We start from the raw sequence: 20,674 nt of genomic DNA on the forward strand, positions 1-20,674 counted from the left end.
TGAACCTCTTGTTGAAGCTGCATTCCGACCGTCATTTTGTAAGCTGCCTGGAAGTGAGTTTTGAGAGCATGCATATTTTTCGCCTGCTTCATGTCCTCACATAGTGACTGGATGGTGTTGATAAGCTCCTGTTTTGCGTTTTCTTCCGACTGGATGATTTCGCTTTCAGGGGTGTAGGGCATAACTGGCTCGGTGTATATGCCTTCGCTCTCGTTGAGCACATCGACGGCATTATCCAGACGGTCAGCACGCGGCCAGTATTTATATGCTCTTTTGACGATCGTCTTCCTGGCCATCTCAGACCAGAAGTTGACCCATGGGCCTTTTGGTGATGTTCCCGCTTTGCTCACTTTCCTGATTTCTTCTATCTCAGCGAGACTCATCTCTTCAGTCAGGTAGTCGCCATCAGCGGTTTTAACTGTGCAGTAGCCACCGATAACGGCGCCGCGAGCATCAGGTGTAGCAAATGGGTTGTATTTATGAGCTGGCGCCTTATCGAGACCCAGTGTCTCATAGTCGTCGCTAGCATGGACTAGCTTGCACTGACCCCACTTGATGACGCCAGCCGACTGGGCGATGTGCAGAAGGCCCATATAGCTGATATCGAGGCAGACCATACCGTCGCGCGGAACCAGATAAGCCAGTTTGCTGGCAGGGTTCAGGCTAATGCCGACAGCTGCAACGTTGATAATCGCGTTCTGGGCGCTGGTGGGGTTGGCAATCGCCGTTTCTGCCAGTTTTTGATTACGCTGGAATAACTGGATAGCGAACTGACATTCCTTTGCCCATGTCAGAGACTGGTCAGTTAAGGCGCCGACAAACAGCGGCTCCTGTTCCTTAACGAACTGAATCAGATCGAAGCTCATAATCACTCCTTAGAACGGGCAGCCGGTACGGTGTTCCCAGTCGTATTCCGCCTGGGCGTAAGCAACTGCCGAAATGAAATCGTTGTAGGCCTCGCCGGCTCTATCGCTGCGAAGTCCTTCGTATGGGCTGGAGTCAATCGGAACCGTGAAGTGGAAGAGGCCGGACGGCTCTTTTGGCATCATGTCGATGATTTTCTGCGCCCGGTCGTCGATCCACTTCTCTTTCTCGTCGGTGAGCTGCTGCTCCACCCAGCGCCGATCTTCGATTCGGTCGTAAGTGAGGTATGCGTTCATAAATTCTCCGGTTTTCTTTCTTCATGAACGGCATGCTTGCCGTGCATGCGCTCTCTTGCTGCAACGACAACGGCCCTGGCCTCATTAAGGTCGGTGAAATTGCCAAGGTGGTATTTTTTGCCGTCGATAGAGCAGCGCGCGTGCCAGCGTTTATCTTTCTTATTCCAATAAACGCCTTTGACGCCGCTTGTGTTGTTTTTTGGAGAGAGCTTATTTAGCTGATTAATGCAGTGAGGAACGTCCCTGAGGTTGCATAACCTGTTGTCAGTTCTTATGCCGTTTATGTGGTCTATTTCATGCTCAGGCCACGAACCATACGAATAAAGCCATGCCAGTCGATGGCATAAATATCTTTCGTGGTCGATAGATACTCGAAGATAACCCATAGGGTTTAACGACCCAGCGATAGAACCGGTAACCATGCCGCCGGCAGTTTTTAGCCTGGTGAATATCCCAGTCTCTGCGTCGTAGTGAAATAACTCCTTTAACCTCTGAATTGAAAGCATGGCAATGCCTCCCGGTTAGTCCAGGCCGATCGGTTGAATAGGGTGGTTGGTATCAGTGAACCATCGGCTCGCCGCGTTCATTCAGCAGCACAACAACGGAGTCACTTTTGATGATGGTTTTTTCGAAGATGTTGAAGGCGTACAGGCCTTTCTCAACGTTCGCAGAGGCGCGATAGGTTCTGCCGTGGTGTTGCAGCATTGTGCCCGGTAAAACCTCGCCACGTGGCACTGATGCGGTGCCGTAGTGCATTCCAATCATACATTCACCTCAACCTGTTTCAGGAGGCCAGCAACATGCATCTGCCAGCGGTTCAGTGTCAGCTTGTCGCGCGGTGCCGATACCGATGTCAGTTGCCACTCGTTATCGTTGAGCTTTTTGGCGGTGTACTGCTTTCCGTTGTGGGTGACTTTCATGATGCCTCCCGCTTTTCTTTGATGTCGGCGCGGAGGTGAATCTCTTTCCCATCAGCTGTCGGGAATATCAGGATGTCATCACGAACCGCGAGAAGATGGGCCACTGCAAATAGCGCCTCGTCTGTGACATCAAATTTCTCACCGGTGAACTCGCGAACGCCGGGCGCCAATTTGCTTGGTTTTGACCGACCCGCAAAAATCCGCTTAGTCAGGCCTGAAAAACCTACTGTGATTGGGTTGCTCATAAATCCTCTTGGCCTTATCGCGGCTAACGGAACGGTTAATACAAGACTTCTGCGCTAATGGGCGGTGGATGGCCGCCGGTTGTCATAAATGGGCAGACTCGAAAATCTGCCTATGTATGGCCGATAAAAAACCCGCCGTAGCGGGTTATTCTTCTTCCTGCGTCTCTAACTCAGCCAAAAACTCTTCATTCGTTGGCAGAGAATCGAGTGAATAGGTTTTCCGATGACGGACAGGGTTGTAGTCCTTGTTCGCGTCATCACACTTCAAGCCGTAGAAGCGCTCATTTTCAGCTAAAGGGGCATGGTTAAAGCCTTCGAATATCTCAAAGGTGTTTTTGTCGAAATCCACTACGTATGCCCACTCGCAAAATAGTGAGTCAGCTGCAAACTCCGTATATACACGAACCGGCAGAGGCTCGCTGGCATCCTGAATAAGTGAAAGAATTTCACCGCCAGTATCGCGAGATAGTGAAGGGTGGTTTTTGCTGAATTGCTTAGCAATCGTGTGATCCACATATCCACCACTGCTTTCTATGTCATGCCCAACCTCAAGCCACCACGCTTTAATCTGTTCTTCGGTAGGCTGAAATGTCTGCGAAAGTTTGGGAAGAAACACATCTCGGTTAAGTTCTTCACGCAAAAAAGTGAGAATGTCGATCCCTTGCCCTGATGGATAACCATCCCATTGACCGTACTGAGCGACCTTATAGTCACCGTCTTTAAAAACGCATGTTAGATGTCGTGTACCCATACCTCTACCCTCTGTCGTTACCCGCTGATGCGGGAGAAATGCTAAAGATGCCCAAACTCTTTCATGAGCATCTCTTCGTTATGTTTAATCTTTCGAATGGCGTATTCGCCATGATGGAAAACGGCCGCCTCGTTAAAAGCACGCACCGCATCAATTTTTGTTTGGAAAGTACCGAGGGCTATTTGCTTCCTGTTAACCTTGATCTGCGCTCTCCAGCACCCATGACGCTTATCAATGCTGATCCCGATGTAACCGCTGGTGTTTGTTGATTTAATGGATACATTACGGCAGTTTTCCTCACGCTTAGCCTCTCTGAGGTTAACTAGGCGGTTGTCAGCTTTATCGCCGTTGATGTGGTCGATAAAACCTTCAGGCCAGTGTCCATGCACATAAAGCCATGCGAGCCTGTGAGCAAAGTATTGCTTTTGGTCGATCAGGATCTTGATGTACCCGTAACTGGTTAGCGTCCCCGCATAAGGAGATTTATTGCGAGCGCCTTTGTTAAAGTTCCATTTGAAATGACCACTTTCAGGATCGTAAGTTAGGATTTTGCGGAGATACTCTTGGTTTAACTCAGGCCGCATAATTACCTCTCTGTTTGTTTACCGTCAGCCCCTCGCAGAGAGCTGCTGGTAAAGATTCCCCGATGTTCGGGAACTGAGCAGCAAACCATTCCGGTGCGGAGTCCTCTTCGTGTGCTATACCCGCCACGCGTTACACACCTGCCTCAATCCCATTGGGCGCCATTTCAATTTGCCAGGAGCGCTCCGGGTGATTTGCTGCTTGACTGAATTCTTAATGAGCAGGCGACTTGCTGTCCGCCGCTGGCTAACTTCGCTCAGCTGTCGATGTTTCGTTTCGATGGATTAAAGATACAGATAAAACTGTATTATCGTCAACAGACAAAACTGTATTTAATGGCGTGCGAAACATATGTTTCTGTATTTGTGAGGAATTTATTTTGTAAGGGCGAAAAAAAACCGGCATTAGCCGGTTTAGTTCGATATGCGGGAGGGGGATTTAGCGTTTGCGGCGGTAAATTCTGTGCTCAATCATTACACCGATAATGGTTAAATGCTGTTGATCACTGTTAATGACAGGGTAGTCGTCATTGAGTGGGACCAGTTCAAAGTGCTGGCAGCCGAGAGGGTCTATCCATGTCGGGCGGTATTTCTTAAAGGTCGCCTGTGTTCCTCCGTTCTTTGCAACAACAAACTCTCCTGGCGTTGGCTCAACTTCCGGATCGACAATAATAACGTCACCAGCCTTGAAGTCAGGCTCCATTGAGTCTCCTTCGATGCGCAACGCAAAGGTGTGCTCGGACACATCCAGATCAGTGAGTATGTATTCAAGGCTGCCATCGAAAGCCTCGATAGGGTTTTTCTCAGCCAGTGCTCCTGCCTGTACATAGCTTATCAACGGAACTCTCCTGCTGTTGACCTCTGCCATCGGCATAAACGCGCCGCCGTTCATTAGCCAATCAGCATCGCATTTAAGCGCCTTGGCTATTCCAATTATATTACGTGGCTTGAGAGTTTTCCCATCTTCAATGCTCTGCCATGACTGCTGCCGAATGCCGGCCTGCTCAGCAGCTTCCGTCTGGGTTAACCCCAACTCAATTCTTTTTTGTTTAACGCGATTCGCAAGGCTCATAAATCCCTCTCTCTGTATGCCTTGATAGTCACAGTTAAAACTGTAATTGACAAACAGAAATAACTGTCACAGAATACAGATAAAACTGTGGAGGTGATATGGAAACAATTTCTCAACGCCTCAAGCAAAAACGTGAAGAGATGAATCTGTCTCAGGACCAGTTAGCAAAACTGGCTGGCATGAAACAGCAATCACTTCAGGCCATCGAGGCCGGGACTACTAAGCGTCCACGTTATTTGGTTGAGCTGGCTCGGGCTCTCAAATGTGAACCTGAATGGCTTCTTTTTGGCGATGAGCCGAATAAAACAACAGCCGCTTAACGGCGGCCCTAACCACGAAAGGGAAAGCAATGCATTCACTTACGTATCACGAGAATAACGGATTCACTGCGAATCCGATGATTTCGATAAATCAAAGCGTTCCGCGCAATAACAGTAAGCTGACCAGGATCCGCGAAGCTGTTCGCGCCTGGCAGAAGGCAACGCCCGGACAGGCTCAGGTTCACATTTCGCAACTGGTAGCAAAGGAGTGGCTGGCGCGCGGCGGTCGTGGATTGCTGCTGGCCGGTTCTGAGCACAACACCAAGCAGAACTTCTTCCGGATGATTAACGATCCGGGCCCGAAGAACGACAAGGGGTTGATGCTATTGATCCCCGTCATTATCGACGTGATGGCGCGGGATAACGAGAAAGTGGCGAGAGAGTTCGGTCTGGTCGCAAAGACTGAGGCCGAACTGATAGCCGAGGCCATGAAAGAGTGCACTGAAGCGCATCAGGCGAAGTTACTTGGTCAGCCGATACAACGCCTTGAGAAAGAGGTGAGAGAAGCTGCTGAAGCACTGCTGCGCTTCCTGCCAACTGACTCAATCGCTGCGGTGGTGACAAGTCTGGCCGCTATGGCGCCGGGAGTCATGTGATGGGAAGTATCAATAAAGGCGAAAGCCGCGCTGTTGGTAGCAGCAACGGCTTTCAAGACACTGTGTTACGCCAAGTAACGGGAGTAAGTATGTCAAATACCGCAGAAATTCTCAACTTTCCCGCAGTAGTTTCGGGAATACAGGAGCAACGCGTGGCCGATACAGACGATGGTTACACCCGTCTGGCAAACGAGTTGTATGAGGAGCTTATCGGCGCGAACCTGACCAAAAATCAGGCCAAGGTAGCTCATGCTGTTTGCCGCAAAACCTATGGGTTCAACAAGAAGATGGACCGCATAGCAGACTCACAACTTTCTGAGCTGACCAGGCTGCCTCGCCAGAAGGTTAATACCGCCAAAAACGAACTCCTTGCGATGAATGTTTTGGTGTCCGACGGCATGCTGATCGGGCCCAACAAAAACCTGAGCGAGTGGGTGATTCCAGGTACTAAACCTGCGCCAAAATGTCACCACGGTAGTGACTGTCACCATAATAGTGACAATGTCCCTATGGTAGTGACAAAAAGTGTCACCAAAACAGTGACAACCCTGTCACCAAAATGGGGACACACAAAAGACACTATTACAAAAGACAATAAAGACAATATTAATAAACCCCCTAAATCCCCCAAACCGGCTTCGTTCGATCCGGCTGGTGTTGACCTTCCTGAATGGCTTTCAGTTTCAGTCTGGAAGTCATGGGTCGATTATCGTCGTGACCTGAAGAAACCGATCAAGTCTCAGCAGACGGTAACTCAGGCCATCAACCTGCTCGAACGTTGCAAGTGCAGCGGATACCAGCCTGAAGAAATCATCAACCAGAGCATCGCGAATGGCTGGCAGGGTTTGTTTGAGCCAAAGATAGCCAAGCAGACGCCTCGCGCGCAGTCTCGGGTATCTGAGAACTTTGCTGGCAAAGACTATGGCCAGACTGAAATTCCTGCATGGGCGAGGGACTGATCATGACGCTGGATGAAAAAATCAATCAACTTGAGAAACGCATTACTGAGCTGAGCCAGCCGCCAGTTCAGCATGAAGATATCGAGCTAACTATCAGCACCGAGAACTGCGAAACGCATGGCCCCTTTGAATGCAGGACCAGGCATTTCTTAAACTCTGTTGTGAAAATTCCCCCGCGCCCAAGCTGCTGCCCTGAATGCCTCAAAGAGGAGTTAGGCCGCTTGCAGGCGGAAAGAATTAGCATCAACGAAGCAGCCCGAAAAAGAAACATCGAGCGCCTGCTGGATGGACTGAGCATCCCGGCCAGGTTTGAATCCTGTTCACTGGAGAATTATGAACCGGTGAACGAAGAAGCGAAACGCGCCCTGAAGGTCTGTCAGGCATACGCCAGCCGCTGGCCTGAGCGTTTGCAGAAGGGGGGCGGCCTGGTGATGTGTGGCAAGCCTGGAACCGGCAAGAACCACCTCGCATTGGCTATCGCCCGGCATGCAATCACCGAGCACCAAAGCTCAGCTGTGTTCACCACCGCGCTGAAAATTGCCAGGGAGTACAAGTCAACCTGGTCGAAGGGGTCAAGCCGTACTGAAGACGAAGTGATCCGTTACTTCACGAAGCCCGACCTGCTGATTATCGACGAGGTCGGCGTGCAGTTCGGAAGCGACGCCGAGAAGTTGATCATGTTCGAAATCATCAACACCCGTTATGAGCGGATGAAGCCAACCATCCTGATCAGCAACCAGACCCGGGAAGAACTGGCTGCATTCATCGGCGAACGCGTTCTTGATCGCATGAGCGATGGAGGCGGGTGCACTCTGTCATTCACGTGGGATTCTTACCGTTCTAAGGGGGCAGCATGACCATAACAATTCGTGGGCAGATTCTTGCAGCCCTGCGTAATAACCCTGGCCTGAACAGTGCTCGTATTGCCAGCATGATCGGCATGACCACCAAAAAGATTTCCGGCCCGTTAAGCACGTTGTTTGCAGACGGCCTGATCGAGTTCGAAGGTAAGCATGGCCAGCGGCTGTATCGACTGACCAGCTACGGCATGAAATACGCACCGGAAACCATACCGGCCATGCCGAAGGGTAATTCGAAGCTGGTGCAGCGCACAGAGACAAACGTGATCTGCCAGGAGTGCCGCAACAGCGCGGCTATGAAGAGAGTATTGATGGTTTGGGGGAGGGTAGGGGTATGAAACAGAAATTTATCGAGTGGTTTACCAATAACAACAACGGCTGCTCGCCAGCGATGGAAGACGACAGAAGCTTTGTGCGCGAGAAGACACAGCATATGTTCGAAGCGTACCAGGCTGGCGTGGCAGAAGGTGAAGCCAGATGCGCGGCGCTGGCTGCTGAGAATGCAGGGCTGAGCGCTGTACTGATGTCTGTAATTGACCCCAGCAATGAGCCTGCCTACCAGAGCTTGGGAATGGGTTGTGGTGTTGAGGATAACAGTCTACAGACTGATGGTTATGGCGCCTGTGAATATGGCTGGCGCGAAGCTATGGAACGCGTCTACTCAGAAGTTATTCCAGACACTATTCCTGAAACACCGGCCGCCGACGCTTTCCTGGCTGAAGTGCGGACGCATGACCTCAACGCTTTCATTCGGCACCACAGTGCAGAACTGGATGCGCATATTAAAAACGGTGGTGAGCAGTTCGACGAAAAATCAGTACGCATCAGAGACATCATCGTCTCAGCCCGCTTGTTCAGGGAGCAAATTCGCAAGGGAGTGCACTCATGAGCATTCTGGACATTCTTAACACTGGTCTAGCCCTGATGGGGTGGTTATTCATCATGTTCAAAACTGGCCAGTGGTTTATCTCCATTGCGCTAAAGCAGTGGGATAAGCGTAGAAAGCTATCTCGTAGACAGAAGGCAGTAAACGAATTTTACGATGCGTTTGACCTGTCCAGCATCGAACCAGGAACAACGGTGCGCCTGGCGACTAAAGGCGATCTGACAATCATGATGTATCGCACAGAAGGAGCCTCCCAATGAGCAACATCGACAAACAGGCGTTAAATCAAGAAAAAATTGAATGGCTCAATAAATTAGCTGATATGGAGTATTGCAAAAGCAATCCTGGGCATTGGCTGATGAGCTTGAAGGACACAAACATGCTTGCGAAATTGGCTTTGCGCTCAGTGGCGCTGCTGGATGAGCTGGAAGCCGCAGAGAAGCGGATTGCTGAGCTGGAGCGTAAAGAACAGCACAGTGACCGCCAGTCAGTAATTGATGCGCTGGCTGGTTCTGGTGAGGAATGGAGTGATATCGAAGAATACATGCAGAAGTGGGACGCGGAACGCGCCGCCGCAGCCGGTAAAGGAGCGACATCATGAGCACTATTACCAAAGAACTGGCAAAGCTGTTCAGAAAAATTACGAATTCTGAAATTGATGCGGAGGGAAACGCTCATGTTGTTTTATCTCCTGCTGATAGCCTCCTGATTAATAATGCGCGTATCGCGCTGGCATCGCTCGAAGCGGAGCCTGTGGCGTGGGCGCACAGATTAATCAACAAGCGTAACGGAGTCGTTCACCCTTGGGTTTACGGTAGCGCAGAGGCGTGTCCAAGCGAGGGGGATATCTTCAATATTGAGGTAATGCCGCTCTACACCGTCCCTCCAGCGCCGGTATCTGTGCCCGATGCGATGGAAATGGATGATGACTTTGACAGCGCGTTTGAACACGGAAAAGCTGTCGGCTGGAACGCCTATCGCGCAGCCATGCTTCAGTCGTTCGGTAATTCCGAACAACTCAACTCTCCGGTGATTCCGGATGGATGGAAACTTGTTCCGATTGACCCAACAAAAGATATGTTGCGTGCTGGACAATCGGTGGTTGGGTTCTGGCTGAATACAGTGCATTGCTACTCGAAAATGCTCGCCGCCGCACCGGCAGCACCGCAGCAGGAGGTTACTCAGGCGCTTGCCAAAGGCATGGAACGTTATGGCGATGCCATGCAAAAACTCGCAGATAGTGGTGACTGATTTTTGGTAATCATTTTTCAAAAGTGATGTTATAATTAAGTCGCAGTCGGTCTGAACAGCCGGTTGTGACTTCTGCGCATTTAAGGGGACTTAAATGCGACCACAATCTGAACTCCTCACCTTGTCACAGATGCTTAACGGCACCTGCGATTCTCTGCATTCTGCGGTTTCCGTTAGGGAGGCCGTATGACTCTGCCAGTAGACGGCATCAAACTCCATCGCGGCAACTTCGCGGCCATAGGACAGCAAATTCAGCCATTGCTGGATGCAGGCCAGTGCTTCCGCCTTCAGGTCAAGCCGTGGCGCGAGAAGCGCAGCCTGTCGCAGAACGCGCTCAGCCACATGTGGTACACGGAAATTAGCGAGTACCTGATCGCGCGCGGCAAGACCTTCGCTACGCCTGAGTGGGTCAAAGACGCGATGAAGCACACCTATCTCGGCTACGAAAGCAAGGACCGTGTAGACGTCGTGTCTGGCGAGGTCACCACCGTCCAATCTCTACGTCATACGTCAGAGCTGGAAACGGGCGAGATGTACATTTTCCTGTGCAAAGTCGAAGCCTGGGCGATGAACATCGGCTGCCACCTGACCATTCCGCAGAGCTGCGAGTACCAGCAGCTGCGCGATAAGCAGGAGGCGTGATGTCTACTCCACTATCCCGCGTCATCACCAACGAAATATTTCTCGTTCCGGCGCGCCGCCAGCCTAAGCCCGCGGTTAAGCCGTCCGACATCCCGACACTGAAGGGCTACACCGCCCGCCTGGTAGATCAGAAATGGCTGCGTCTAGCGGCACGGAGGAATCATGCGTGAATTAAAAGTTGATGGTCTCGCCTTAATCATCAAAAGCAGAATTCCTGAGAATGTCGGCGCAACAGTGCGTCTGGTTGAGTATCTCGGGGTGATTAAAGGCGCTATTTCTGAAGAAAGATTTGAAGCGTGGAAAGTCGAATCCGCTAGCGGTGGCAATTTGAGCGGTTACTTGCCTGGAGGGCTGATCGTTGCCTGGCCAACTGTTAATTGCCCGGCAAAATGGCTGATGCCTATAGATGGTGGCGATTTTTCAAATGAACTGGCATCTGACAAGGAGATGTCACATGCGTAAACCAACCCGTCGCACCTGCAAGGTCTGCAAACAGAAGTTCACCGCCACCTTCGACAACGTCTGGTGGTGCTGTCCTGAGCATGGCGCCATCTTCGCGCTGGAGTTGCGGGCAAAGCAGAAGATAAAAGAGGCCGCTAAGCGCATCAAGGAGCGCAAAGAGAAGGAGCGCGCGGAACGCCGGGATCTGAAAGCAAGAAAGGTGGCACTAAAAACGAAACCTCAGTGGAGAGCTGAAGCACAGGCGGCTTTCAACCGGTATGTCCGTCTGAGGGATGCCGGTAAGCCATGCATCAGTTGCGGTCGTCTACCAGAGCAGAAGTTTGGCGGAACCATGGACTGCGGCCACTACCGCACCCGTGGAGCTGCCGCGCATCTGGCTTTCAACCTTCACAATACCGCATCCCAGTGCGTCTATTGCAACCGTGATCGGGACGGCGCGCAAAAGGCATTTGAACAGGGCCTTATTGAGCGCATTGGTGCCGAAAAAGTTGAGGCGATAAACAACGACAATTCCGTCCGCCGGTTCGACATCCAATACCTGCAACGCATCAAATCCATTTTCACACGCAAAGCCCGCGCGCTGGAAAAACGCCGGGCCCGCCGACAGGAGGCCGCATGAACCATACCGACTTCCTCCGGTACCAGGCAGAAAGCGTTAAGCGCGCCAACCTGCCGCCAGTAGCAAAGCACAGCCAGACGAAAACCACTCAGCCACATAAGGAAGCCGCATGAACAGTCAGCAACTGGAATACGTACGTCAGCAGCTCATGGTGGCGACCGCAGATCTGAGCGGGGCGACGAAAGGGCAGTTAATGGCCTGGCTTGAAAATGCCCAGTACGATACAAAGACATTCAGACGCAAGAAACCACGCGTGATGGATGAGGTGACCGGGAAGGTGATTACTCTGGATAACCCACCGATACCCGGTAAGCAGTCGCGAGCTAAAGGGTCACATATTCCTCTGGTTAATCCAGTTGAGTACTGCACCGCATCCTGGCGCCGGGCTCTCATGTCGCTGGAAGAGCGCCATAAGGCGTGGCTATTGTGGAACTACAGTGAAGAGACAAAATTCCCGCACCAGACAACGATCTGCCAGATATCTTGGGAAGAATTCAGAGAGCAGCTAGATGGGGAGAAAATCGCCTCTAAAACCATGGGCCGACTAAAGGCTCTGGTGTGGCTTGCAGCTCAGGACGTAAAAGCTGAGTTGGCTGGCAAGCGTGTTTATCAGCAGCAGGAATTGGCTGCACTTACAAGCACAACTCCACAGAACTGGAGCACCAACTACGCGCAGCGCTGGCGTGCAATCAGGGAGATATTCTTAGAGCTGGACAGAGAGGCGTTACTTAGTGTTAAAAAAGCACGATCGCAACAAAAGGCGACAAATTATCATCAAGGTATTGCAGAAATGAATTAATTGGCATATATTTCATGTAAATCTGATATCGTCGCCATAGCTTTGATTGTCGACTGAACATAAAAACCTCGCCACCGTGCGGGGTTTTGTCGTTTCTGGAGCCTGCATGTCCGAGAAAATCACAGAGCAATTGGTCTTCCGCCCTGCCAGTGAAAAACTGACAAAGGATCTGGATGGTGAGTGGGTGATTCTGCTCAACCCATGCGATGGTTGGCATATTGCCCATGTGGTGGCTCTGGAAGAGGATGGCGAGGTCTACCATGTCGGCGCATATCAATTTGCAGGCGGCGAGTTCGAGCCGCACGAATTTTATGTTGCCTGGGCTTTGCTTCCAGACTCAATAAAACTGTCTGATCGCTTTGAAGATCAGAAGATGAGTCAAGAGATTAGAGACGCTCGCTGGCGTGAATGGACAGCCAGCATCAGTAAGTGATTTCAAACCATATTCGCCGGTCTAGTTCAGTGGCAGAACGGCAGCCTTGTAAGCTGCGCGTCAGAGGTTCGATTCCTTTGCCCGGCACCAGAACCCACTACCTGGGACCCTTCGGCCAGAGAGCCGACATTGCCTTACCCTCACATTGCCAGCCTGTCGCTGGCTTTTTTATTTTCAGGCTCCGGGAACCATCATCGACACGCCTACTTGTTAAATCGTCCCGAGGGCCTGAACCAACTACACACGGAATAAATATGTCTGAGACCTTCACTATCGTAGGCGTTGGTCTTACATCGTCATCAGTCGGTGTAACCTTTGCCACGCTGTTTCCGGAGGCGACTCCAGCAGTGATGCTCGGATCCCTCGCCGGAACGGCGCTATACGTTCTGACCTCAGATCCCCATCAACTCTGGAAGCAGGCTATCTTTGCGCTGATATCGTTTATCAGTGGCGTGTTCTTCTCCGTCCCCATGGCGAAAATCATGGCCGGAATCATCAACACGCCGTTAAGTCTGATGAAGCCACCGGCCAGCATTGAGGTATCGCCAGCTGTCGGTGCAATTGTCACTGCTTCCATTTCCGTGGCAGTCCTGCTGCGTATTCTCCGCAAATCCAAAAGCGGGAAGATGCCGGGGCTGGGGGAGGAAGATAAATGACATGGCAGCTTCTTCTGATGGATGCAAACGCCATAGTTTGCCTGTTAATCATGGTCAGGCTGATGTTTTTCCGGAAAGAGGGAAAGCGTCATCGCCTGAGTGTCGCGGTGCTGGCCTACCTGGTCATACTTGCCGCCGGATTCAACGCCTTCAACATTCTGCTCGGCCACTACGTACAGGTTAACCTCGGCGATCTGCTGCTTAACTCCGTCATCTGCATGGCGGTGTGGCTGGCGCGCGGGAACCTGGCGAAGGTCGTCATTACGGAATAGCCATGACCAAAGACGATATCTTTAACACCATCCTCGGCAAAGAGGGCGGTTATGTTGATCACCCGAATGATAAGGGCGGACCAACGAACTGGGGAATTACTCAGGCAACTGCCCGCGCGCATGGTTATACCGGTGATATGCGAAACCTTACACGTGAGCAGGCTCTGGCGATCCTTGAGTCTGATTACTGGTATGGCCCGCGCTTTGACCAGGTGGCAGAAGTATCCCCTTCTATTGCCGCCGAACTTTGCGATACCGGTGTGAACATGGGGCCATCGGTGCAGGTTAAATGGTTCCAGCGCTGGCTGAACGTTTTCAATAACCAGCAGCAGCTCTATCCGGATCTGATCGCCGACGGGCAGATCGGCCCACGTAGCATCAGCGCGCTGAAGTCCTTCCTGGCGAAACGAGGCGGCGAAGGAGAAATCGTATTGCTTCGCGCACTGAACTGTAGCCAGGGCCAGCGTTATCTTGAGCTGGCAGAACAGCGGTCGGCTAACGAATCATTCGTTTATGGCTGGATGCGCGAGCGGGTGAGACTATGACGACACTTAAATCTGTACTGGCGGCAATCGGGGTTGCGATCCTGATGGTGCTTGGTGCGTTTGGTGTGGGCCGTTTTCGCGGGCGTGAACAGGCTGAAGAAAAAGCAGAACGGCAGCGCACAGAAGAAAAGGCCGCAGCCATTGAGTCAGTAGCCGAACGCCGTGTAGAAGCAACGAAAGAGGCCAGCAATGTACAGCAGAATGTTAACCGCATGCCTGATGACGATGTTGATCGCGAGCTGCGTGACACGTGGAAGCGTCCCGGTGGTGGTTGATACAGCCTGTGACTGGGTAAAGCCAATCTACCTTACTGATCACGACATTGATGTTCTTGACCGCCAGACGAAACGCGACATCTTGGCGCATAACAAAGCGTGGCAGGCGAACTGCCAGAAAACAAAAGAATCGGGGGCAAAGTGATGAAAACCAACCAGTGCAGTGAAGGTTTCGACAACCCATCCAAGTTCCGCGAGGAATGGGATAAGCAGACCCAGGGGAAATAGAGCCTCATCCCTGAGGTTCTGACACAGTCTCTCCTCTGGACTTTAACCGTAGCAGAATCACAGAGCCTCGTATTAGCGGGGCTTTTTTGTATCCGCATTTCACCGCGCACCGCAGCGCATTCAAACCACGTCGAACCAAACCCTTTGAAATGAGCCTTTGAGGAAGTCAGTTAGTGCTGGCGAGCCTCGACGGGCTGATTTCCTATGCGGCAAAGGTTCATCTCAAAGAAAGGTAAACGCTATGAATAATCCGTCAGTTATTCCGGCTTTCGATTTTCGTGAAATGGTCACGACCCTCGACAACAAGATAATCACCACATCACTCAAGGTGGCGGATTACTTTGGCAAGCGACACAAAGACGTTTTGCGTGCCATACGTAACCTGAAATGCTCCGATGACTTCACCCAGCGCAATTTTGCGCCCATTGATTTCATTGATAAAAATGGCGATGTTCAGCCTATGTATAACATCACCCGCGACGGATGCATGATGCTCGTGATGGGATTCACTGGCAAAACAGCTGCCTCAGTAAAGGAGTGTTATATCAATGCCTTTAACTGGATGGCCGAGCAGCTAAACCGACGCATGGCGATGGGTGAAGAAATGCAGCACCGCTACGCCATTAAAGAAACGCGCTCAAAGCTGAAAGGCACGATCGGCAGCCGGTTGATGAACGAACGGAAGAAGGAAAAACGCGTGCTGAGGCTCGAACATGAGCACATCATGCAGGTAACGCAGCCTGAGTTGTTGATTAACTAAGCAGGCCATTACAAAGCCTATCTGCGGGTGGGCTTGATAATGCCGTAGCGCTCTAAAAGTTGAAGCCTTTTCGATAGGCAAACTGTTTTGACGATCTCGTTGATTGATGGCGAGATGGAAATTACAAATGAAATTAATAAGCTTGTGGACATGTAACCTCCTATAGGAAAACGAGGCAGACGAGTTCTGCTTCTATAGTGGTCTCTAATTATTTTGCTGCGGATCCCTTCCATCAGGAGTGGTCTTTAATGCAGAAATCACTTTGTCCAACATGTTGAACTTCACAAGCGGATAAAGAGGCTCTCAATGTCCGACATCTACCAAATCACGCTAACCACCCAAACAGGCGAAACCTTCACGGGCAAGATGTCACGACGTCAGCCTGAGCTGGTAAACGGCTTTGTGCCGCTGGCGACGGAGACGGGAGAGTGGCTGTATTTCGCACCGGCCGATGTGAAGCGCGTTCAGTTCACGCCAGTACCGGAAGGGCAGACCGAACAAGCAACGGAGTAATCCATGGCTAACGATGACGAGCGCAGGCCTTATCCGCCAGTTAACTTCATCGCCTCCGACAACTGGCAGCCATACACCAGGCTCATTCCCGCTAACGAAGTGCATGAGTGGATAAAACGGCAAATCCTCAGCGATACCGGAAGCATCCATAACCCTGACCACGAGCACCTGTTAGAGGCTGATCTCTGCTTCATGTGGGCCTCTGACTCGTTTGCGAAGAAAGGGCGCTACGTTCTCGGTCAGGCTGAACAGGTAATGCTACGCGCCGGTGGATGGCAGAAAGCCAGAATGGAACAGCAGATGCATGAATGGTTCGGGCGCATCCCGAAGTTCATCATCACCCTGGCAGCCGATTACTGCTCACAATGCAGCGACCTTGAGTTCTGCGCACTGGTAGAGCATGAGCTTTACCACATCGCACAGGCCACCGATGATTTAGGCGCGCCGAAGTTCAACAAAGAGACCGGGATGCCAGTGCTCACACTGCGCGGCCACGACGTCGAAGAATTCACAGGTGTCGTACGTCGATACGGTGCCAGCAAAGAAGTACAGGAGCTCGTTGATGCGGCCAATGCGCCAGCAGAAGTAGCTCACATCGATATAGCCAGGTCATGCGGGACGTGCATGTTGAAGCTGGCGTAACGCTTTATTCAGATTGTCATGGAGGTAGCCTGTGGCAGCATTATCGACAGAGGTTAAAGCCTTCATCGTTCAATCGCTCGCCTGCTACGAGAGCCCGGTAAAAGTCATAGAGCTTGTAAAGGCTGAATATGGCATCGATGTCTCACGCCAGCAGGTGTCGCAATATACGCCCGGCAACGCAATGGCGGCCAAGTTGAGCCAGAAGTGGATTGACCTGTTCGACTCCACCCGTAAACGATTCCAGAATGAGATCGCCGACATCCCGATCGCGAACAAAGCGTACCGGTTACGCGTTCTCGACCGAATGGCGACCAATGCTGAAAAGATGAAGAACTACGGCATGACCTCGCAGCTTATCGAGCAGGCCGCCAAAGAAATGGGCGATGCCTACACCAATAAGCACAAGTTTGAACATTCCGGCCCGAATGGTGGCGCCATCCAGACGATCACCATGAGCAAAGAGGAATACAAATCCGCACGGCAGGAGATGATGGAGGATGACGACTGCTGAGCAAAGGGCATTTGCCCGTAAGGTTGAATGCGAAGAGGACGGGCTTTACTACGCTCGCTACTTCTTCAAGCAGCGAACCGGCGGGAAGATGATTGTCGCGCCCCACCACAAGGTGATTCAGCAAACACTGGATCGCGTTATTGATGGTGAGATTCAGCGCCTGATCATCAACGTCCCACCTGGGTACACGAAAACGGAGCTGGCTACCATCAACATGATGGGCCGAGGGCTGGCGCTGAACTGCCGGGCCCGTTTCATGCACCTGTCCTATTCGCATAACCTGGCGCTGCTTAACTCCTCAACCGCGCGCGGCATGATTAAGTCGCAGGCCTACCAATCCATGTGGCCGATGACGCTGCGCGATGACGCTGACAGCAAGGCCATGTGGTGGACTGAGCACGGCGGCGGCGTTTATGCGTCGTCAGCTGCCGGGCAGGTTACCGGCTTTCGTGCCGGACACATGGAGCCGGGCTGGCAGGGCGCGCTGATTATCGATGACCCGGTTAAGCCGGATGATGCTTACTCTGAGATCGTCCGCGACGGGGTCAATAACCGCTTTAACGAGACAATCAAATCACGACTGGCGATCGAGGCGACGCCGATGATTGTCATCATGCAGCGCATTCACTACCACGACCTGAGCGGCTACCTGCTGCGTGGCGGGAGTGGTGAGAGATGGCATCACCTGAACCTGCCGGTGATTATCGACAATAGCCAGCCATACGCTGCGCAGTACCCTGAAAACACCCACGCCATACCGATTGACCACGGACTGCCTGATGGCTGGCTGTGGCCGTTCAAGCACAATGAATCGCACCGCGTATCGCTGTTCTCTCACAGACGCACTGCCGAAGCGCAGTATATGCAAAAGCCTCGCAGGTTTAATGCAGAAGGCGCTCTGTGGACAGAGGCGATGATCAGCGCGGCACGCGAACTGCAAATTCATCACGATAAGGTTCGCACTGTCGTAGCCATTGACCCGCAGGCAACAAACAGCGACGAAAGCGATGAAACAGGTATTGTCGCTGCCAGCTCATATGGTGCTGGTGATAAAAAGCAGTTCTCTGTGGATGGCGATTACAGCGGTAAATTTTCACCTGCTGGATGGGCCAAGAAAGCCATATCGGCTTATGAGCAACACGAAGCTGACGCGATAGTTATTGAGACGAACCAGGGCGGAGATATGGCGGAGGAGACACTACGCAACGCCGGGTTCAAGGGTCGCATCATTCGTGTCCATGCCAGCAAAGGTAAGTATGCCCGCGCGGAGCCGATATCGGCGCTCTACGAACAGGGGCGAGTGGCAAATCACGGCAATCTCTACGTATTGGAGAACCAGCTGATGGAATACATCCCCGCCACCGCGAAGAAATCACCTGACCGCCTCGATGCGATGGTTTACGCACTGACTGAACTGAATGGATCGCAACCTGTGGGGATGATGATTCCAAAACGCCTTCGCTAACCAAACGGACAAACCATGACTGACAAATTAACTCTCGCCGTCAACCATGCGTTGAACGATGCGCGGATGGCGCGGGCCCGTATGGGGCTTATGGCGCCAACAATGGGGCTGGATAATAAGCGCCATTCCGCATGGTGCGAATATGGCTTCCCTGAGCAGGTAACCTACGAAAACCTCTACGCACTGTACCGTCGCGGTGGTATCGCTCACGGCGCAGTAGAGAAACTGGTGGGCAAGTGCTGGCAGACTAACCCGGAAATCATTGAGGGTGACGATGCCGACGAGAGTGAAAACGAAACCGCCTGGGAGAAAAAGTCCAAACAGGTATTCACCAGCCGATTCTGGCGCTCGTTCGCAGACGCTGATCGCCGCCGTCTTGTCGGTCGTTATGCAGGCATCCTTCTGCACGTCAATGACTCCCTCGCCTGGGATCAGCCTGTAACGAAAGGCAAGATGCTCCAGAAGGTTACTGTCGCATGGGCAGGCTCTCTGACAGTTGGTGATTGGGACACCGGCCTGAACTCGAAGACTTACGGTCAGCCGAAAATGTGGCAGTACGCCGAACGGTTGCCGAATGGTTCAAGCCGACGCGTCAATATCCACCCGGATCGGGTATTCATCCTTGGCGATTACTCGGAAGATGCCATTGGCTTCCTGGAGCCAGCTTATAACGCATTTGTCAGTCTGGAGAAGGTGGAGGGCGGTTCAGGCGAGTCATTCCTTAAGAATGCCGCGCGCCAGTTGAACATCAATTTCGATAAAGAAGCAAGGCTGGATGAAATAGCCAGGGCTCACGGCGTCGACTACAGCGAACTTAGCGAAATATATGACAAGGTGGCCCGAGAGATGAATATCGGGAATGACACGGTACTCATAACGCAGGGGGCTTCAGTTGCTCCGATTGTGGCCGCCGTGTCCGATCCTGCACCAACATATAACGTCAACCTGCAAACCGCGGCCGCCGGAGTTGATATCCCGACGCGCATTCTGGTTGGTAATCAGCAGGCCGAGCGCTCAAGCACTGAGGACCAGAAATACTTCAATACTCGCTGCCAGTCTCGCCGTGGCGACCTGTCATTCGAGATTGAGGACTTCTGTGACAAGTTGATTGACCTAGGAATCATCGACCCGGTTGGGCAGAAAACAGTCATATGGGGCGACCTCAACGCGCAAAGCGACAGTGAAAAACTGGATGCCGCGCAGAAGATGTCGCAAATCAACAGCGCTTCCATCGGCACGGGTGAGCAGGTGTTTACTGGTGAAGAAATTCGCGTGGCCGCAGGGTATGAGGGTTCGCCCGAACCACTTCCAGAGGTAGATGATGACGAAGAGGAAAGCGAAGTCACCGATACTTCCGGGAAACCTTAAAGACCCGACGGGTGCCGACCGACTTGAGCGCGGGGCAATGAGCGAGTTCGCCAGGCGAATGAAGCGAATTGGCAAGGCGTACAAGGGCATTCTCGACCGCATTCCTGCATCGCCATCAGTAAACCAGCGTTACACCTTCGACCTCGATTCCACCCAGCTATCAATGCTCCTCAGCAATGCCTCATTGCTGGTTGATGAGATTTTGGGTGCAGATAACGAGACAGGGTTCTGGTTCTGGGCTGATTACGTCAACCCGGCGTATCAACGCGGCACGGCGCAGGAGTTCGCCAATCTGTCACAGCAGTCTGCCGTGTACGCGGCAGGACAGGAAAGCATATCGACAATCCTCCTGAGTGAGCCGTACCGGCGCAGGCTGATTCTGGTTCGGGCGCGTACCTTCGAGGAAATTAAGAACCTCAGCGCCACTGTGAAAGCCGACATGGCGAGGATACTGACCGATGGGCTTGGGCGCGGACAGAACCCGCTGGAAATAGCGAAACGCATCACTGAGCAGACGGGAATTGAGTCTCGTCTGGCTAATCGTATTGCCCGGACGGAGATTACCACCGCGCTGCGCCGTGGGCGCCTGGACGAGGACGACGAAGCCAGGGAGCAATATGGCATCCGTACAAAGCAGATGCATATATCAGCGCTAAGCCCGACGACCCGTAGCACGCATGCCGCGCGCCACGCTCACCTGTACACCGCAGAAGAACAACGGGAGTGGTGGGCTAAGGATGCAAACAGCGTGAACTGCAAATGCTCCACGATCGCGGTTATGGTCGATGAAAGCGGCAAGCCGTTAAGTGACACCATCATCGATAAAGCTCAGAAAACATTTAACACAATGAAAGCCCGTGGCTACCAATGGGCTAAGGGTTAA

37 protein-coding genes and 1 tRNA gene are annotated in these 20,674 nt (G+C 52.2%); 29 read left to right on the plus strand and 9 right to left on the minus strand.

Going from position 1 to position 20,674, the window contains the following annotated elements; translation table 11 throughout:
- The 9 genes from ACOTX1_RS18130 to ACOTX1_RS18170 all read right to left on the minus strand — a co-directional run.
- Positions 1 to 866: recombinase RecT (locus ACOTX1_RS18130; RefSeq protein WP_421766837.1), on the minus strand; the 866-nt coding region annotated here is incomplete at its 3' end.
- 9 nt (positions 867 to 875) lie between these two features.
- On the minus strand, positions 876 to 1,160 hold the full coding sequence (gamL, locus tag ACOTX1_RS18135) for a host nuclease inhibitor GamL (RefSeq protein ID WP_045350985.1): 285 nt from the start codon (positions 1,158 to 1,160) through the stop codon (positions 876 to 878).
- The gene (locus ACOTX1_RS18140; RefSeq protein ID WP_058659112.1) at positions 1,157 to 1,666 is read right to left on the minus strand and encodes an HNH endonuclease; all 510 of its coding nucleotides are present in this window, start codon (positions 1,664 to 1,666) and stop codon (positions 1,157 to 1,159) included. The genes gamL and ACOTX1_RS18140 overlap by 4 nt, the downstream gene beginning before the upstream one ends.
- A 52-nt stretch (positions 1,667 to 1,718) precedes the next feature.
- A complete protein-coding gene (locus ACOTX1_RS18145; protein WP_421766838.1) occupies positions 1,719 to 1,925 on the minus strand; it encodes a cell division protein FtsZ in 207 nt (68 codons plus the stop codon).
- On the minus strand, positions 1,922 to 2,080 hold the full coding sequence (locus tag ACOTX1_RS18150) for a hypothetical protein (RefSeq protein ID WP_421766839.1): 159 nt from the start codon (positions 2,078 to 2,080) through the stop codon (positions 1,922 to 1,924). The genes ACOTX1_RS18145 and ACOTX1_RS18150 overlap by 4 nt, the downstream gene beginning before the upstream one ends.
- Positions 2,077 to 2,325, minus strand: a complete 249-nt coding sequence (locus ACOTX1_RS18155) for a DUF7446 family protein (protein WP_022651079.1) — start codon at positions 2,323 to 2,325, stop codon at positions 2,077 to 2,079. The genes ACOTX1_RS18150 and ACOTX1_RS18155 overlap by 4 nt, the downstream gene beginning before the upstream one ends.
- A gap of 145 nt (positions 2,326 to 2,470) precedes the next feature.
- Positions 2,471 to 3,076: a hypothetical protein gene (locus ACOTX1_RS18160; protein ID WP_421766840.1), complete on the minus strand. Its 606-nt coding sequence runs from the start codon at positions 3,074 to 3,076 to the stop codon at positions 2,471 to 2,473.
- A 41-nt stretch (positions 3,077 to 3,117) separates the two neighbouring features.
- Positions 3,118 to 3,660, minus strand: coding sequence for an HNH endonuclease (locus tag ACOTX1_RS18165; protein ID WP_050499242.1), 543 nt, complete (start codon positions 3,658 to 3,660; stop codon positions 3,118 to 3,120).
- A 436-nt stretch (positions 3,661 to 4,096) separates the two neighbouring features.
- Positions 4,097 to 4,729, minus strand: a complete 633-nt coding sequence (locus ACOTX1_RS18170; protein WP_023296411.1) for a LexA family protein — start codon at positions 4,727 to 4,729, stop codon at positions 4,097 to 4,099.
- A 98-nt stretch (positions 4,730 to 4,827) separates the two neighbouring features.
- Here ACOTX1_RS18170 and ACOTX1_RS18175 point away from each other — a divergent pair, with 98 nt between their 5' ends.
- The 29 genes from ACOTX1_RS18175 to ACOTX1_RS18315 all read left to right on the plus strand — a co-directional run bounded on the left by ACOTX1_RS18175 (position 4,828) and on the right by ACOTX1_RS18315 (position 20,674).
- On the plus strand, positions 4,828 to 5,049 hold the full coding sequence (locus ACOTX1_RS18175) for a helix-turn-helix domain-containing protein (protein WP_017693164.1): 222 nt from the start codon (positions 4,828 to 4,830) through the stop codon (positions 5,047 to 5,049).
- A gap of 29 nt (positions 5,050 to 5,078) precedes the next feature.
- Positions 5,079 to 5,645, plus strand: coding sequence for a hypothetical protein (locus ACOTX1_RS18180; protein ID WP_421766841.1), 567 nt, complete (start codon positions 5,079 to 5,081; stop codon positions 5,643 to 5,645).
- An 89-nt stretch (positions 5,646 to 5,734) separates the two neighbouring features.
- Positions 5,735 to 6,604, plus strand: a complete 870-nt coding sequence (locus ACOTX1_RS18185) for a replication protein (protein WP_063851991.1) — start codon at positions 5,735 to 5,737, stop codon at positions 6,602 to 6,604.
- Positions 6,589 to 7,461 carry an ATP-binding protein gene (locus tag ACOTX1_RS18190; RefSeq protein ID WP_003859816.1) on the plus strand — a complete coding sequence of 291 codons (873 nt, stop codon included), beginning with the start codon at positions 6,589 to 6,591 and terminating at the stop codon, positions 7,459 to 7,461. Before ACOTX1_RS18185 ends, ACOTX1_RS18190 begins: the two co-directional genes overlap by 16 nt.
- Positions 7,458 to 7,802: an ArsR/SmtB family transcription factor gene (locus ACOTX1_RS18195; RefSeq protein ID WP_048702388.1), complete on the plus strand. Its 345-nt coding sequence runs from the start codon at positions 7,458 to 7,460 to the stop codon at positions 7,800 to 7,802. The genes ACOTX1_RS18190 and ACOTX1_RS18195 overlap by 4 nt, the downstream gene beginning before the upstream one ends.
- Positions 7,799 to 8,353, plus strand: coding sequence for a hypothetical protein (locus tag ACOTX1_RS18200; RefSeq protein WP_421766842.1), 555 nt, complete (start codon positions 7,799 to 7,801; stop codon positions 8,351 to 8,353). Before ACOTX1_RS18195 ends, ACOTX1_RS18200 begins: the two co-directional genes overlap by 4 nt.
- The gene (locus ACOTX1_RS18205) at positions 8,350 to 8,610 is read left to right on the plus strand and encodes a DUF4752 family protein (RefSeq protein ID WP_252091531.1); all 261 of its coding nucleotides are present in this window, start codon (positions 8,350 to 8,352) and stop codon (positions 8,608 to 8,610) included. The genes ACOTX1_RS18200 and ACOTX1_RS18205 overlap by 4 nt, the downstream gene beginning before the upstream one ends.
- Positions 8,607 to 8,951, plus strand: a complete 345-nt coding sequence (locus ACOTX1_RS18210) for a hypothetical protein (RefSeq protein WP_421766843.1) — start codon at positions 8,607 to 8,609, stop codon at positions 8,949 to 8,951. Before ACOTX1_RS18205 ends, ACOTX1_RS18210 begins: the two co-directional genes overlap by 4 nt.
- On the plus strand, positions 8,948 to 9,601 hold the full coding sequence (locus ACOTX1_RS18215; protein ID WP_421766844.1) for a hypothetical protein: 654 nt from the start codon (positions 8,948 to 8,950) through the stop codon (positions 9,599 to 9,601). The genes ACOTX1_RS18210 and ACOTX1_RS18215 overlap by 4 nt, the downstream gene beginning before the upstream one ends.
- Before the next feature lie 186 nt (positions 9,602 to 9,787).
- A complete protein-coding gene (locus tag ACOTX1_RS18220; protein WP_032104836.1) occupies positions 9,788 to 10,243 on the plus strand; it encodes a YbcN family protein in 456 nt (151 codons plus the stop codon).
- Complete coding sequence (locus ACOTX1_RS18225) at positions 10,243 to 10,413, plus strand: NinE family protein (RefSeq protein WP_032104835.1); 171 nt, start codon at positions 10,243 to 10,245, stop codon at positions 10,411 to 10,413. Before ACOTX1_RS18220 ends, ACOTX1_RS18225 begins: the two co-directional genes overlap by 1 nt.
- Entirely contained in the window at positions 10,406 to 10,705 is a 300-nt protein-coding gene (locus tag ACOTX1_RS18230; RefSeq protein ID WP_032104834.1) for a hypothetical protein, read from the plus strand. Before ACOTX1_RS18225 ends, ACOTX1_RS18230 begins: the two co-directional genes overlap by 8 nt.
- Complete coding sequence (locus tag ACOTX1_RS18235; RefSeq protein ID WP_032104833.1) at positions 10,698 to 11,324, plus strand: recombination protein NinG; 627 nt, start codon at positions 10,698 to 10,700, stop codon at positions 11,322 to 11,324. Before ACOTX1_RS18230 ends, ACOTX1_RS18235 begins: the two co-directional genes overlap by 8 nt.
- Positions 11,321 to 11,437, plus strand: a complete 117-nt coding sequence (locus ACOTX1_RS18240) for a hypothetical protein (RefSeq protein ID WP_123277428.1) — start codon at positions 11,321 to 11,323, stop codon at positions 11,435 to 11,437. The genes ACOTX1_RS18235 and ACOTX1_RS18240 overlap by 4 nt, the downstream gene beginning before the upstream one ends.
- Entirely contained in the window at positions 11,434 to 12,123 is a 690-nt protein-coding gene (locus ACOTX1_RS18245) for a bacteriophage antitermination protein Q (RefSeq protein ID WP_032104832.1), read from the plus strand. The genes ACOTX1_RS18240 and ACOTX1_RS18245 overlap by 4 nt, the downstream gene beginning before the upstream one ends.
- A 106-nt stretch (positions 12,124 to 12,229) precedes the next feature.
- A complete protein-coding gene (locus ACOTX1_RS18250) occupies positions 12,230 to 12,556 on the plus strand; it encodes a hypothetical protein (protein ID WP_032104831.1) in 327 nt (108 codons plus the stop codon).
- A gap of 15 nt (positions 12,557 to 12,571) precedes the next feature.
- Positions 12,572 to 12,646, plus strand: a tRNA-Thr gene (locus ACOTX1_RS18255).
- A gap of 164 nt (positions 12,647 to 12,810) precedes the next feature.
- Positions 12,811 to 13,212, plus strand: coding sequence for a putative holin (locus tag ACOTX1_RS18260; protein WP_001514183.1), 402 nt, complete (start codon positions 12,811 to 12,813; stop codon positions 13,210 to 13,212).
- The gene (locus ACOTX1_RS18265) at positions 13,209 to 13,484 is read left to right on the plus strand and encodes a phage holin family protein (protein ID WP_001514184.1); all 276 of its coding nucleotides are present in this window, start codon (positions 13,209 to 13,211) and stop codon (positions 13,482 to 13,484) included. Before ACOTX1_RS18260 ends, ACOTX1_RS18265 begins: the two co-directional genes overlap by 4 nt.
- A 2-nt stretch (positions 13,485 to 13,486) precedes the next feature.
- On the plus strand, positions 13,487 to 14,029 hold the full coding sequence (locus ACOTX1_RS18270) for a glycoside hydrolase family 108 protein (RefSeq protein WP_421766845.1): 543 nt from the start codon (positions 13,487 to 13,489) through the stop codon (positions 14,027 to 14,029).
- On the plus strand, positions 14,026 to 14,304 hold the full coding sequence (locus ACOTX1_RS18275; protein WP_057059034.1) for a hypothetical protein: 279 nt from the start codon (positions 14,026 to 14,028) through the stop codon (positions 14,302 to 14,304). Before ACOTX1_RS18270 ends, ACOTX1_RS18275 begins: the two co-directional genes overlap by 4 nt.
- Entirely contained in the window at positions 14,255 to 14,449 is a 195-nt protein-coding gene (locus tag ACOTX1_RS18280; protein WP_044489031.1) for a hypothetical protein, read from the plus strand. Before ACOTX1_RS18275 ends, ACOTX1_RS18280 begins: the two co-directional genes overlap by 50 nt.
- A 324-nt stretch (positions 14,450 to 14,773) precedes the next feature.
- Positions 14,774 to 15,292, plus strand: coding sequence for a Rha family transcriptional regulator (locus ACOTX1_RS18285; RefSeq protein ID WP_057059036.1), 519 nt, complete (start codon positions 14,774 to 14,776; stop codon positions 15,290 to 15,292).
- Positions 15,293 to 15,598: 306 nt separating this feature from the next.
- Positions 15,599 to 15,805, plus strand: coding sequence for a hypothetical protein (locus ACOTX1_RS18290; RefSeq protein WP_421766846.1), 207 nt, complete (start codon positions 15,599 to 15,601; stop codon positions 15,803 to 15,805).
- A gap of 3 nt (positions 15,806 to 15,808) precedes the next feature.
- The gene (locus ACOTX1_RS18295; protein ID WP_317577819.1) at positions 15,809 to 16,447 is read left to right on the plus strand and encodes a putative metallopeptidase; all 639 of its coding nucleotides are present in this window, start codon (positions 15,809 to 15,811) and stop codon (positions 16,445 to 16,447) included.
- Positions 16,448 to 16,478: 31 nt separating this feature from the next.
- Complete coding sequence (locus tag ACOTX1_RS18300; protein ID WP_421766847.1) at positions 16,479 to 16,958, plus strand: DUF2280 domain-containing protein; 480 nt, start codon at positions 16,479 to 16,481, stop codon at positions 16,956 to 16,958.
- The gene (locus tag ACOTX1_RS18305; protein ID WP_252055727.1) at positions 16,945 to 18,423 is read left to right on the plus strand and encodes a DNA-packaging protein; all 1,479 of its coding nucleotides are present in this window, start codon (positions 16,945 to 16,947) and stop codon (positions 18,421 to 18,423) included. Before ACOTX1_RS18300 ends, ACOTX1_RS18305 begins: the two co-directional genes overlap by 14 nt.
- Positions 18,424 to 18,438: 15 nt before the next feature.
- Positions 18,439 to 19,791, plus strand: coding sequence for an anti-CBASS protein Acb1 family protein (locus tag ACOTX1_RS18310; protein WP_421766848.1), 1,353 nt, complete (start codon positions 18,439 to 18,441; stop codon positions 19,789 to 19,791).
- Positions 19,745 to 20,674, plus strand: a complete 930-nt coding sequence (locus ACOTX1_RS18315) for a phage minor head protein (RefSeq protein ID WP_421766861.1) — start codon at positions 19,745 to 19,747, stop codon at positions 20,672 to 20,674. Before ACOTX1_RS18310 ends, ACOTX1_RS18315 begins: the two co-directional genes overlap by 47 nt.

Origin of the sequence: Enterobacter cloacae complex sp. IR5401, from assembly GCF_049238425.1 — a bacterium.
GTDB classification, from domain to species: domain Bacteria; phylum Pseudomonadota; class Gammaproteobacteria; order Enterobacterales; family Enterobacteriaceae; genus Enterobacter; species Enterobacter hormaechei_C.